Here is a 12646-nt window from a genome sequence, read left to right as displayed (position 1 = left end):
TCCGGAGGCCTGGTGCGAGTCAGGCAATGTTAGCATCGATCAGTTCGAAGCGAACTTTGCAGCCGCAGAAATCACATTCAGCCTCATTCGGCCCGGCGGCGACGTGACCAACCGGGAAGGTGCGCAGACATTGTGTGCAGGTCACCACCACCGAGCCTTTGGCCTTCTGCACCCACACCGCTGGGCGTAGAGGGTTGGCTTCGCGCGGACGCATAGGCAATTCGTGAATCAGGTCCAGAATCTTCTGAAAGAGTTCCTGCGCCCGATACCCGCCTTTCGAGAAAAACGCGTCAGCTAGCACGTTCGCTGGCACGGGGCCGGAGGAATACTCGCCGGAGATGACCACGACGGGGATGTTAGGAAACCGGCGCCGGACAACGGACAGAAACTCGAAGCCGCTCATGTTCGGCATGCGCAGATCCGAGATGATGATGTCGGGCATGGATTGCTTGAGGGCAGCTAATCCCTCAAACCCATCAGCGCCGGTATGGACCTCGTATCCTTCCGACTCCAGAAGCATCTTGCCCACTTTCAGCATATTGGGTTCGTCGTCGACGATAAGGATGCGGTAGCTGAACGGAGTACCCGTCATCAAGTGCTTCTTTCTGGATGTACCCTGAGGGTACCATTCGCGTGAACTCGGCCAGGCTGGTAGCACGCTCACCGTTCGCCGAGCTTCTTCGTAGCCACCGGGTAAGCTCGAATCAGCCCGAAGATCGCCTAGACCCACCAGCAACGCCCCTACCGGCACATCCTCGTCGAGCGCATTCCAATGCAACCCCTGCTCCTGAGCCGCACCGGATCGCATTCCCCAGGTCTGGCCCGCAGCAGGCGCGGAAACCAAGCCAGCGGCAGTCCTATCGTTAGCCCGTCGCTCAAATCGGCCCACATCGAGTCCGCGTCGAACCGCACCGTCGTCGCACAGCCGAAGAACTCATCCGGGCACTCTCGATACGCACCCGGTTGGCTTACTCGCCGCGCTTGGCCATCACGAAATTGTGCGCCACGTCCTTGACGAACGGCACCGCGCCCACCGGGACGTCCACCGTGCCCGTCAGGACCTGATTGAAGTCGTACTCGTGCCCGTAGTAGGTCTGGGTGTCGTCGGTATTCTGGCTCACCACCGTGCCGTCAAGGGAGATGCCGGCAAACAGGCCCTTGCTACGCGAGTACGTCAGCAGCTCGGCATTCAACTTCCAATCCGTAGCTGCCTGACCGTTGCGCCCCACCGGCCCCGCGGCCGCCGCCGCATCGGCGCCGATCTTGAACTTGCTCTTGAGCAGATCCTGGAACCCCTGCTTGTTGACTGCGATCAAAATAAGGTCAGTGGACTGGGCTCCGATCTGCAGTCCCCACGATCCGCCCGCCATGCGGATAAACACGGGAGCGCTCCAGCCATGGCCGGTGCGGCAAGTCACGATCCCCTGGCCGTACTGCCCACCAAAGACAAAAGCCCCCTTTTTCAGACCAGGAACGACGCCGACGCAAGTGGCATGCTGCAGGATGTTCGAGGGAATGGTGCTGTCCTGGGCGGACATGATCTCGTCGAGGACGGATTTTGCTTCGTCGATCCGGCCTTGAAGGTCTGCACGGGACGAAGCCGCAAAGGCGGTGCATGACATCGCCAGACAAAGGCTGACGGAAGCAAACAGTTTTTTCATTCCAGGAAATCCTTTCAATCCGCAGGGAGGCGGTTGTTGCTTCTGACGCATCCGGCCGGGCGAAGTTGCGCAGGCGGCTGGAAGAGCCGGTTCCGGTACCGTGGGCCCATTCTGATTCAGGCTACCCCAATCCAGGCTGGGGGACGGGGGGTGGTATCTAGGGACTAAACAGATAGAAGAAGAGGCAGGTTGTACGGGTTAGGCAGGAGAGAGGCAGAGCAGACGGGAACAGAGTGGAGGTGGGCGGGATGTGACGGAGACGGATCGGCCGCAAAAAAAGAGGAGTTCGCCGGCGAACCGGTGAACTCCTTCCCCAGATCTGCGTTGTTTCTGGAGCTAGTCTGGCGGTTGGGTCGATTTGGTACAAGAGTACGGAAGGACACTGGATTTTAGTAACTACGCCTATGTATCGAAGGTAACAGGCTCGGCTTCCGGTGTTACTTGCCGCCGGATGGAGCTGCCGGGTTGGGTAGCATCGAATGGTTCAAGGCACGCATGGAGAGCTCAATGCGGTTATCCGCCCCGGTCTTGCGCATAAGGCGCCCCACGTGCGCCTTGACGGTGCGCTCTTCGATTCCCAGCTGATTGGCGATCTCACGATTGGAGCGGGCCAGGAGAATCAAATCAAGCACCTGGCGCTCACGCGCCGTGAGTTGCAGGCTGGGAGCGGCCGCATGGCTGTCGGGCACGCCGAGAAGCCGGTCAATCAGCTTGGAAAGAAGCCGCCGGGGTGCCCAGATGGAACCATTCAAGACGACATCCAGGGCCATGCGAACCGTCTCCGGCGACGCCGACGAATCAAGATAAGCGCGAGCGCCGGCAACGATCGCCTCGAGCACTTTATCGTCGTCATGCTCAGGACCGATGACGATCTGCCGCATGCCGGGACGCGAGCGCCGAACCACGTCCAAAGTCTGCAGTCCGCCGGAGGAGCTGTTCAGATCCACCACAAGATACTCGACGGCGGGATCCGAGAGCAGTTGCTCCAGCGTGCCGAACACCGGGATGAGCTGCGGCTGATCCAAAGGAGGAGCCTGCTCGAAAATCATGTTCAGGCCTTCCAGCCGAATGGGTTCACCGGCCAACACGCCGATACGAATTGGCTCGGGACTCCGCTTCAGGGTCACGCACAACTCCAATGTGAGGCAGACTTGAACGCTGCCCGCTGTGGCTGGCTTATCCGGAACTGAGAAACAAGAACACGCACTTGCACACGGGTGCCCAGAAGTCGATCGCCTGTTTTCACGAACCCCGCAAACCGGCACTGACTTCCTGGAGTTTTTTTGAAGCGCCGATGCTTCATGGTACGAAACTCGACTGCCAAACACAACGCGCCTGTTTACCGCCTGAAGCGGTTTCCCAAAACCGGCATAAAAGCGGGTTGGAGCCAATTCGCCAGTTTCCCAAATCGCGCAAAACCTGTAGCATCACTAGCGTAGGTGGCTTGAGCGGTTGCACAGCCGGTTTCCTGTGCCGGAAACGGGCAGGCGGGATTTGTGCATCGACGGTGCCTGGCAAGGAAGCCGGAAGCACCCGAGGCGACAGCTGGAGTCTGCGGTACAAATCGGCACTAGCGAGGTTCCCCTTTGATTAAGCAGGACATTGTTCATCACGTGATTGAGCGTACTGGCCTGCCGCGGACCAAGGCGGAGGCGGCCGTGGATACGGTGTTCGAGGGCCTGAAACAGGCGCTGGCGGCGGGCGAGCGAATCGAGTTGCGAGGATTCGGCGTGTTCAGCGTGCGCGCGCGTAAAACGGGCATCGGGCGCAATCCGCGCACGGGCACTGAAGTGAGCATTACGCCGGGCAAGGCAGTCCGCTTCAAGCCCGGAAAGGAACTCCATGCGCTGGAGGACAACGGCGCAGCGGAGAAAGGAGCAACCAGCGAGTGAGCCAGGCGCGGTTGCAGCCGGCTCCCGAGGCGCTCCCCGCAGGACGGGACGCGCGAGGGACTGGATTGCTGGAACCGCGAGTGACTGCTTCAAGGCAATCGGTACAGTCGCAGGCTGCGCCGGAGCGGAAGGCTTCCCCGCCCGGGTGGCGCAGGGGGTTCCGCCGTTATGGCCTCCCGCTGCTTCTGCTGGTGGTTAGCGTCATCACCACCACCGCTAACGGCGCGCGGTTCATGGAGAATTTCCTCGAAGGGATGCCGCCCGTTGTCAGGGAAGGCGACCTCTGGCCCTGGCCGTGGCTCATCGAGAATCCTGCCCGCTTTGCTGCCGGGTTTGCCTTCTCCGGCGCCCTGCTGGGCATCCTGCTCATTCATGAATTCGGCCACTACTTCGCCTGCAAGGCGCACAAAATTCGTGCTTCCCTGCCCTGGGTTCTGCCCGCTCCCACGCTGAGCGGAACCATGGGCGCGGTGATTCGGATCTTCTCGCGCATGCCTTCGCGGAATGCGGTGATGGACGTCGGCATCTACGGCCCTTTGGCCGGGTTCATAGCATCTGCATTGGCGGTGGCGGTGGGCTTTGTGTTGAGTTACAGCACACCCAGCAACGCCACGCACGCGTTGATCCGCTTCGGCGGCGAGCCGCTCGCAATCCGGATTCTGCACGATGTGCTGGTGCAGTGGGACCCCAACATCCCGTCCTTTGACAACATTGCTCCCCATCCCGTGCTGGTGGCGGGGTGGATCGGCCTCTTCATCACATCGCTGAACCTGATCCCCGGCGGCCAGTTGGACGGCGGGCATATCCTCTACGCGATTTCTCCGCGCCTGAACCGCTGGGCTACCAGCCTGCTGCCCTTCGCGCTCTTCCTGGCGGGCACGCTGTTCTGGGTAGGATGGCTGCTGTGGGGTTTCTTTATGATGCTGCCCGCCATGCGCCACCCTAAAGTTCCAATGGACGAACCGCTGAGCGGAGGGCGGATGCTGCTGGGTCTGGTAGGGCTGGTAATCCTGCTGCTGACATTTACGCCCGTGCCCTTTTACGATGCCTCGCTCATGCACTTGCTCCACTTCGATCCCTTCCGCGTGACCGATTAAGCCGGTGGGCTCCGTGAAAGCACTGGGAGCACATTCCGATGCCGTTGTGTATCCTTGGTCACAATCCATGCAGACAGTCCGGTTTATCATGCGCGCATTACGATGTTTCGCGGGGAGGTGGGCGGTGCGAAGGGCTCTGGTGCTGCTGGGCGTTCTGCTGATGGCCTATCCCGCCATCGCTTTGGAGAAGGTCACCCTCCAGCAGTTGCAGGCGCGCCTGGACTCGGCACACAAGCGCTCCGATAAGCAAATCGCAGCTCTCCTTTCCGACGTTGCGCTTACAGAGCGCCTGAGCACCCCCAGCCTGGACCGCATAAGCGCTACCCTACCCGGCGACAAGTCGCGCATGGCGTTGCTGGCCATCGCCGACGCATCCGCCTTCCTTGCACCGCCCGCCGCAGACATTGCCTCCGATCCGCCCCCCGAGCCCAAAATACAAGGCGAGATCCTCACGCGCGCTGTCCAGTTTGTGGGCGAAGAGACTGAGAGACTGCCGAACTTCCTCGCTAGCCGCAGGACCACTCGCTTCCAGGACACCAAGAACGTTCCCTACGCGAACATTCCTCAGTACTTCACGCCAGGAGTCTTCCACTTCCTCGACCGCAACGCCGCGCAGGTGCGCTACATCGGCTGGGTGGAGGCCGAGGAGGAACAGCGCTGGGGAGGATCGCACGGTCCTCCGCACTGGGTGACGGAAGATCCGGAATCCGAAGCAACATTCAGGCCGTCGCGCATGGGCCTGACTACGCGTGGCATCTTCGGCCCTCTTCTCCTTGCCGTGATGCACGATATCGTCGAATCGAAAGTGGGCTGGAGCCGCTGGGAACTAGGCGCGGCGGGCAAACTCGCGGTGCTGCGCTTCTCCATCGACGAGAACGACTCCACCTACTACGTGAAGTGGTGCTGCTTCCAGCGGCCCGGCGGCGGCATGAGCGAGTTCGAATCGGTCCCCCCGTACTACGGGGAGATCGCGATTGAGGCCGAGTCGGGCAAGGTTGTGCGCCTCAGCGTGATGGCCGAACTCGATAAAGACGCGCCCCTCACGCGGGCCGGCATCGTGGTGGAATACGGCCCGGCGTTGATCGGCGGCAAGAGCTATTTTCTTCCCTTGAAGGCGATCTCCACCACCGTGGGCACCGCAACCCATGTGGCGAACTGGGTTCAGGCTGACTATGAGGTCCTCAAGCAGATCGACAAGTACCCGGTCACGGCGGTGAACGACATGCGGTTCGAGCATTACCAGGTCTTCCGGGGAGAGTTGAGGATCGTGCCCGAACCGGTGACCCCGGCGCCCGCACAGTAGCATACCCTCGCGCCCCGAATTTCTCTTTCCTCGTCCCGGTATTTCCGGCACAATGAACCCACCCCCGCATCTGGGATTCCCCATCGAGGAAATTATGGCCACGCAAGCGCCTCCCATCTCGCTCACGGTCGAGATTGAACGTAAGCCCGACTGCATACTCGTCCACCTGCGCGGCCGTGTGGTTTCCGGCGTCTGCAGCTTCCTCTACAACAAGATCCACGCCCTGATTCCCGACACCAAACTCATCGTGCTGGACCTCACACACGTGGAGTGTGTGGACAGCATGGGCCTGGGCACGCTGGTTCGCCTCTACGTCGGCTGCAAATCGGCGGGCGTGAAACTGCAGCTTGTAAACCTTGGCCCCAGGGTCAAGGAACTGCTCGGGCTCACCAACCTCCTCGGCGTCTTCGCCGAGATGGGCGAGAAGGGCTTCACGCACTTCTGAAACGGATTTCGGGGGGGATTTCAGGGTTCAAAGTCTCACTCTCTGGTCCCTGTGCTTCGGTTCCCTGTTCCCTGTTGCCTGTTCCCTTAGAATCAATCCATGTTCACCGGCATTGTGGAGCAGACAGGCACACTGGTCAGCCTTGAGACGCGCGGCGGCGTCCGCCGCATCACCGTGGAAGCTCCCGGCATCGCCAACCGCATGCGCGAAGGCGACTCGCTGGCCGTGTCGGGCGTCTGCCTGACGGCGTTGGACGTCGATCCTGTCTACTTCCACGCCGACCTGGCCCACGAGACCCTCGCCAAAACCTCCCTCGGCGCGCTCGCGCCTGGCTCCAAGGTAAACCTGGAACTGCCGACTGCGGCCGGCAGCCCGTTGGGCGGCCATGTAGTGCAGGGGCACGTGGACGGCGCTGGCACTATCTCCGCTCTTGATCCCGTGATTGCGCGCGACGATCCTGCCTTCGACGAGCGAACGACCGACTGGACACTTAAAGTTTCAGTTCCAGAAATTGCTCGTAAATGGATGATTCCAAAAGGATCAGTTGCGATTGAAGGCATCAGCCTTACCATTGCCGAGGTCGACGACGACGGCGCCGAAATCTCCATCGCCATCCTGCCACTCACGTACTCGCGCACCAATCTGCACAGCCTTCCGATTGGCGCCCCGGCCAACGTTGAGGCCGACGTTCTGGTCAAGTTAGCTTGGCAGCAGTCGCAGGAGCAGCAGAAACCCTCATTCGACCTGACCGAATCGTGGCTGGTCGCTAACGGGTATTGAATCCAACATCCGGACGCGCTACTCTATGACTGGTCAATCCGACTAGTCAATGGCAAAATCCGCGCCAATCCGCACCCTGCAAGCCTCTGAAGCCAAGACGCACTTCCTTCGCCTCCTCGACGATGTAGAGCGGGGCGAGAGCGTGCTGGTCACCCGCCATGGGAAAACGGTGGCGCAAATCGTCCCCGTGGCCGAGCCCGATCGGGACAGGCGCGCCAGGATCCAAAACGCAAAGGAAGCCATACTCGAAATCCGCAAGCGGACGAAGCCGGCCTCGGTGGAAGAGATTCTCGCCGCTCGCGACGAGGGTCGCCGCTAAGCCCATGCGCTATGTTCTGGATGCTTCCATCACGATCACCTGGGCGATGCAGCACGTATCCCATCCTGTCGCGGACCTGGCGTGGAGCGAATTGGATGAGGGCAGCGCGCTTGTTCCAGGCATCTGGTGGTACGAGGTTCGGAACATATTGGTCGTGAACGAGCGGCGGCAGCGGATCTCGATTGCCGACTCGGCTCGCTTTTTGGAACGCCTGCATGATTTTCAGATCGACGGAGACAATCAGCCCGACAGCACGCACGTTCTGACTTTGGCGCGCTCGACAGGCCTGACGGTGTATGACTGCTCTTATCTGGAACTTGCCATGCGGGAACATGCTCCACTGGCTACCCTTGACAAGCGTCTGCAGCAGGCTGCTGCATCGCTCGGCGTTCTCCTTCTCGATGATCCCCGACTCCGAAGTTGAGCCCCGAACGCTCTTTGCTCTAAACACGTCTATAGGTCTGAGAGCACTGCTACCCTTGAAACTGAGGAAGTTGTAGAAAGATTGGGCCCGGGCGGTTTCATCCGCTTCCGGCCCCCAGGACCCGCATGGCAGAGTTCGTCATCAAGCTGGCCGATGAGCGCGGCCGAGTCTCGGAACAGGTGCAGACCGCTGCGTCGGCGGAGGAACTGCGCCAGCGCTTTTCCCATGCCGGCTACCACGTCTTTTCGGTCAAATCGCGGGGCGGCCGCGGGCTCCTGTCGCGCCGCAAGGTCAAGCTCGAGCCCTTCCTCATCTTCAATCAGCAGTTCCTCACTCTTATCCGCGCCGGCCTGCCCATCCTCGGATCGCTGCAGATGCTGGGCAAGATCCAGAAGAATGCCCACTTCTCCGGTCAGTTGGAAGATGTCTCCCAACGGGTCAAGACGGGCGAATCTCTCTCTGGCGCCTTTGAGGCCCAGAGTGGCTTCCCCGTCATGTACACCACCACCCTGCTGGCCGGCGAGCGTTCCGGCAACCTGCAGGAGGTGCTTGACCGCTACGTCAACTTCCAACGCGTCACCCTTACGTTCCGCAAGAAGCTCATTTCGTCCCTCATTTATCCGGTGGTGCTGCTCACGCTGGTGACCGGACTGATGACCTTCATGTTCACGGTCGTGATTCCGCAGTTCGCCACCTTGTATGACCAGATGGGGAGCAAGCTGCCGGCCATCACCACGGACCTGCTGGCCTTCGGCAAGTGGATGCAGCACAGCATTGTTTACATCATTGTGGTCGTGATCGCCCTGGCCATCGGCGCCTGGCGGTTTGCGCTTACGGAGCGCGGCCACGATGTTGTAGACGTGATACGCATCAAGACCCCTGTCCTGGGCAAGATCTGGCTCAAGTACCAGGTGGCGCTCTTCGCCCGCACGCTGTCGACACTGCTCACCGGCGGCCTGCCGCTGGTGCCGTCGCTTGAAACCGCCGCCAAGTCCATCTCCTCGCGCCGCGTCTCGAAGGCGGTGATGAACTCCATCACCACGGTGCGCGAAGGCAAGTCATTGGCGGAGTCGCTGCAACGCACCGCAGTTTTCCCGGGCCTGGCTACAGAAATGATTCAGGTGGGCGAGCAGACCGGCGCTCTTCCGCAGATGCTCAACTCGGTCGCCGAATTCTTTGAAGAGGACGTGGCCACCGCGCTCACTGCCGCTCTTGCGCTCATCGAGCCCGCCATCCTCATCCTCATGGGCATCATCGTGGTCTTCATTCTCATCTCGCTCTATCTACCCATCTTCTCGATGGGACAGGCTCCGCAGGGCGGCGGGGCGTAAATGCATCAGGCTCTAACGCAACAGGTGTAAATCCATATGGCTGATTCCACAGTTCTGGCAGTTCCTCTTAGCCCCGGCCTTGACGACCGCGCCCATGCCGAGGCACTGGCCAAGCGCTATCGTGCCGAGTTCGTCGACCTTAAGAACTTCAAAATCCAGCACGACCTGCTGCGCACGGTGCCGGTGGAACTGATGTTCCGCTACAACTTCGTGCCCATTGAGCAGCAGCAGGGCGAGGTCCTCGTGATCGCCGTCTCTGACCCGTCGCAGTTGATGGTGCTCGACGAGATTGCCGGCCTGTTGGGTCATCGCATCATCGCCCGGGTCGCCACGCTCTCGCAGATCACCGAGGTCCTGAAGAAAACCGAGCAGTCGCAGCGCGTCCTTGAAGAAGCCAGCGAAGGCCTCACTTTCGATGTGCTCACCGGCGATGACAACGCCGACGAAAACATCTCGATCGAGAAGCTCACTCGCGAAGAAGACATGAGCCCCATCATCCGGCTTGTGGACACCACCATCTTCACGGCCCTGGAGCGGCGCGCCTCCGACATTCACATCGAGACGCTCGATGATTCGGTCATCGTGAAGTACCGCATTGACGGCGTGCTGCAGATGGCCATGGCGCCGATTGCACGCGAGCACCACACCACCATCCTTTCGCGCATCAAGATCATGTCGGAGCTCGACATCGCCGAGCGCCGCGTGCCCCAGGACGGCCGTTTCCGCGTACGCTACAAGGGCCGCCTCATTGACTTCCGCGTCTCCATCATGCCCACCGTGCACGGCGAAAACGCCGTGCTCCGCGTGCTCGATAAGGAGTCGATGAGTGAGAAATTCCGCAACCTCACACTCGAGGTCGTCGGCTTTGCGGAATCCGACCTGAAGCGCTTTCGCCGCTACATCCGCGAGCCCTACGGCATGGTGCTGGTTACCGGCCCCACCGGCTCCGGCAAAACCACCACGCTCTATGCCGCACTCAACGAGATCAAGAGCGACGAAGACAAAATCATCACCATTGAAGACCCGGTCGAATACCAGATCCGCGGCATCACGCAGATTCCGGTGAACGAGAAGAAAGGCCTCACCTTCGCGCGCGGCCTGCGTTCCATCCTGCGCCACGACCCCGACAAGATTCTTGTCGGCGAAATCCGCGACCAGGAAACCGCGCAGATCGCCATCAACTCCGCGCTCACCGGCCACCTGGTCTTCACCACCGTCCACGCCAACAACGTGGTCGACGTCCTGGGCCGCTTCCTCAACATGGGTGTCGAAGCCTACAACTTCGTCTCCGCGCTCAACTGCATCCTCGCCCAGCGCCTGGTCCGCACCATCTGCGAGTACTGCATCCGCACCGTCAACTACGACGACGAGACCCTTCATCAGGCGGGCCTCGATCCCGAGGAGTGGCGCACCTTCGGCTTCCGCGAAGGCGCCGGCTGCATCGAGTGCGGCGGCACCGGCTTTCGCGGCCGTACCGCCATTCACGAGTTGCTTGACCTCACCGACCCCATTCGCGAACTGATCCTCGAGAAGAAGCCCACTTCGGAAATCCGCAAGCTGGCGCAGAAAGAAGGCATGAGCTTCCTCCGCGAATCCGCCATCGACCGCGTCCGCCGCGGCCTCACAACCTTGAAAGAAATCAACAAGGTCACCTTCATCGAGGCCTCGCGATAGGCCTTTGTCTGGAAACGCAGGTTTTGAAAGGGCACGACTTTAGTCGTGCCGAATGCTCATTGCGATGTTTTGAAAGGGCACGACTTTAGTCGTGCCAAATGATCCAAAAAAGCTGAGGGCTTTAGCCCCTGAGGGATGCATTGAACCACCAACCCTCTGAACGGAGTTTTCCACGTGGCCAAAGATAAACCCAAAACGACCACCGGCCGTCCGCTCACCGCGGTCGAGTTGGCCCCCGAAGGCGCATTGGCCGCGACCATTCCTCAGGGAGCCGACTCGCCCTCTTACGCCTTCGCGCCTCTCGCCGCCGATGCCCTCGTCCCCGGTGTCGCCGAGCCCAACTTCCGCGATAACGACGCCGTGGTCGCCGCCATTCGCACCGCGCTCGGCGAGCTCTCGCCCAAGAGCCGCGCCGTCACCCTTGTCCTGCCCGACACCTCGGTCCGCGTCTTCGTCCTCGACTTCGACACGCTCCCCGCCAAGCCGGCCGAGGCCATTCCCGTTCTCCGCTTCCGCCTCCGCAAAATGGTTCCCTTCGACGTCGAACACGCCGCCCTCAGCTACCAGATCCTGGTGCAGACCGACGATACCGTCAAGGTGCTCGCCACCATCATGCCCGGTCCGGTCCTGGCTGAATACGAATCCGCGGTTCGCGCCGCCGGCTACGAGCCCGGCGTGGTTCTGCCCTCCAGCCTGGCTTCGCTCGCCGCCCTCGATTCCCTCGAGCCCATCCTCGCCGCCAATCTCAGCAGTCAGGCCCTCACCACCTCCATCACCAGCGGACAGGACCTGTACCTGTTCCGCACCGTCGACTTGCCCCAGGAGCAGGACGCCCGCACCGCCGAAATCCAGCGCAGCATCGCCGTCGCCGCCGCCTATTACGAAGACAAGCTCGTGGCCCGGCCCCGTCAGCTCCACTATGCCGGCATTCAGAAAACCGACGACTTCGCCCGCCTCGTCGCCGACCCCGATCTGGCCGTTGTCGACATGGTCCCAACCTCGGGCCTGGGCGCCACCACCGCCCTCGGGCCCCTGAGCACCGCCGGCATCACCGGCGCCCTGGCGGGAGCGTGACACCATGAAAGTCAGAATCAATCTCGCCACTCGCCCCTTCGCCGATCTCGGCCCCACCCTCAAGCACCTGCGGATCGCCATGGCCGTGTTTGCAGTGGTCTCCATCGGCCTCGGCGTCGGCATTCACCTGCTCCACTCCAAAGCCGAACTCGCCCGCGCCCGCGAACGCACCCTCGACGGCCAGATCGCCACCATTAACCAGGAGCGCCAGGGCTACCACGCCATGATGCGCCAGCCCGACAACGCCCAGGTCCTCGACGAGGCCAACAACCTCAACGCCCTCTTCGATCAGAAGACATTCTCATGGACCCTGGCCATGGAAGACCTCGAGACCGTCCTCCCCGGGGGCGTCCAGGTCACCGCCCTGGAGCCCAATCGCGAGGAAAAAACCGGTCGCATCACCCTCAAGCTTCGCGTCGTCGGCCCCCATGACAAGGACCTCCTGCTGGTCGGCAACCTCGAGCACTCGCGCCACTTCCTCCGCCCCGCCATCGTGGGCGAAAGCTCCGAAAACAGCGGCGGCCCCGGCCAGCCCCTCGAGCCCGTCAGCGCTTCCAACAAGGTCAACTTCGACCTGACCGCCGAGTACAATCCCGCCACCCTCGGTGAGGAACGCACCACCACCAAGCCTGAAGATTCCAAGAAA

15 protein-coding genes are annotated in these 12646 nt (G+C 61.4%); 11 read left to right on the top strand and 4 right to left on the bottom strand.

The window, feature by feature from the left end; all coding sequences use genetic code 11:
• Window positions 1-19 precede the first annotated feature (19 nt).
• From VGL22_RS17810 to VGL22_RS17795, 4 genes are all read right to left on the bottom strand, one after another.
• Window positions 20-778: a response regulator gene (locus VGL22_RS17810; RefSeq protein ID WP_465268296.1), complete on the bottom strand. Its 759-nt coding sequence runs from the start codon at window positions 776-778 to the stop codon at window positions 20-22.
• On the bottom strand, window positions 742-891 hold the full coding sequence (locus tag VGL22_RS17805; RefSeq protein WP_465268320.1) for a DUF2442 domain-containing protein: 150 nt from the start codon (window positions 889-891) through the stop codon (window positions 742-744). Before VGL22_RS17805 ends, VGL22_RS17810 begins: the two co-directional genes overlap by 37 nt.
• Window positions 892-968: 77 nt before the next feature.
• Entirely contained in the window at window positions 969-1661 is a 693-nt protein-coding gene (locus tag VGL22_RS17800) for a lipid-binding SYLF domain-containing protein (RefSeq protein WP_465268295.1), read from the bottom strand.
• Between the two features lie 437 nt (window positions 1662-2098).
• Window positions 2099-2788, bottom strand: coding sequence for a response regulator transcription factor (locus VGL22_RS17795; RefSeq protein ID WP_465268294.1), 690 nt, complete (start codon window positions 2786-2788; stop codon window positions 2099-2101).
• 459 nt (window positions 2789-3247) lie between these two features.
• Between VGL22_RS17795 and VGL22_RS17790 the strand changes: the two genes are divergently transcribed.
• From VGL22_RS17790 to VGL22_RS17740, 11 genes are all read left to right on the top strand, one after another.
• Window positions 3248-3553, top strand: coding sequence for an HU family DNA-binding protein (locus VGL22_RS17790; RefSeq protein WP_465268293.1), 306 nt, complete (start codon window positions 3248-3250; stop codon window positions 3551-3553).
• 80 nt (window positions 3554-3633) lie between these two features.
• Window positions 3634-4650, top strand: a complete 1017-nt coding sequence (locus VGL22_RS17785; RefSeq protein ID WP_465268292.1) for a site-2 protease family protein — start codon at window positions 3634-3636, stop codon at window positions 4648-4650.
• Between the two features lie 124 nt (window positions 4651-4774).
• The gene (locus VGL22_RS17780; RefSeq protein ID WP_465268291.1) at window positions 4775-5953 is read left to right on the top strand and encodes a hypothetical protein; all 1179 of its coding nucleotides are present in this window, start codon (window positions 4775-4777) and stop codon (window positions 5951-5953) included.
• Between the two features lie 94 nt (window positions 5954-6047).
• Window positions 6048-6398, top strand: coding sequence for an STAS domain-containing protein (locus tag VGL22_RS17775; RefSeq protein WP_465268290.1), 351 nt, complete (start codon window positions 6048-6050; stop codon window positions 6396-6398).
• A gap of 99 nt (window positions 6399-6497) precedes the next feature.
• A complete protein-coding gene (locus VGL22_RS17770) occupies window positions 6498-7178 on the top strand; it encodes a riboflavin synthase (RefSeq protein WP_465268289.1) in 681 nt (226 codons plus the stop codon).
• Between the two features lie 49 nt (window positions 7179-7227).
• Complete coding sequence (locus VGL22_RS17765) at window positions 7228-7497, top strand: type II toxin-antitoxin system Phd/YefM family antitoxin (RefSeq protein ID WP_465268288.1); 270 nt, start codon at window positions 7228-7230, stop codon at window positions 7495-7497.
• Between the two features lie 4 nt (window positions 7498-7501).
• Window positions 7502-7921 carry a type II toxin-antitoxin system VapC family toxin gene (locus VGL22_RS17760; RefSeq protein WP_465268287.1) on the top strand — a complete coding sequence of 140 codons (420 nt, stop codon included), beginning with the start codon at window positions 7502-7504 and terminating at the stop codon, window positions 7919-7921.
• A gap of 125 nt (window positions 7922-8046) precedes the next feature.
• Entirely contained in the window at window positions 8047-9252 is a 1206-nt protein-coding gene (locus VGL22_RS17755; RefSeq protein ID WP_465268286.1) for a type II secretion system F family protein, read from the top strand.
• A 36-nt stretch (window positions 9253-9288) separates the two neighbouring features.
• On the top strand, window positions 9289-10926 hold the full coding sequence (locus VGL22_RS17750; protein ID WP_465268285.1) for a GspE/PulE family protein: 1638 nt from the start codon (window positions 9289-9291) through the stop codon (window positions 10924-10926).
• Between the two features lie 174 nt (window positions 10927-11100).
• Window positions 11101-12000, top strand: a complete 900-nt coding sequence (pilM, locus tag VGL22_RS17745) for a type IV pilus biogenesis protein PilM (RefSeq protein WP_465268284.1) — start codon at window positions 11101-11103, stop codon at window positions 11998-12000.
• A 4-nt stretch (window positions 12001-12004) separates the two neighbouring features.
• A partial coding sequence (locus VGL22_RS17740; protein WP_465268283.1) for a fimbrial assembly protein occupies window positions 12005-12646 on the top strand: 642 nt, incomplete at its 3' end.

Source organism: Occallatibacter sp. (assembly GCF_036502485.1).
Classification (GTDB): Bacteria; Acidobacteriota; Terriglobia; order Terriglobales; family Acidobacteriaceae; genus Telmatobacter.
This window is presented reverse-complemented; position numbering and strand designations above follow the sequence as displayed.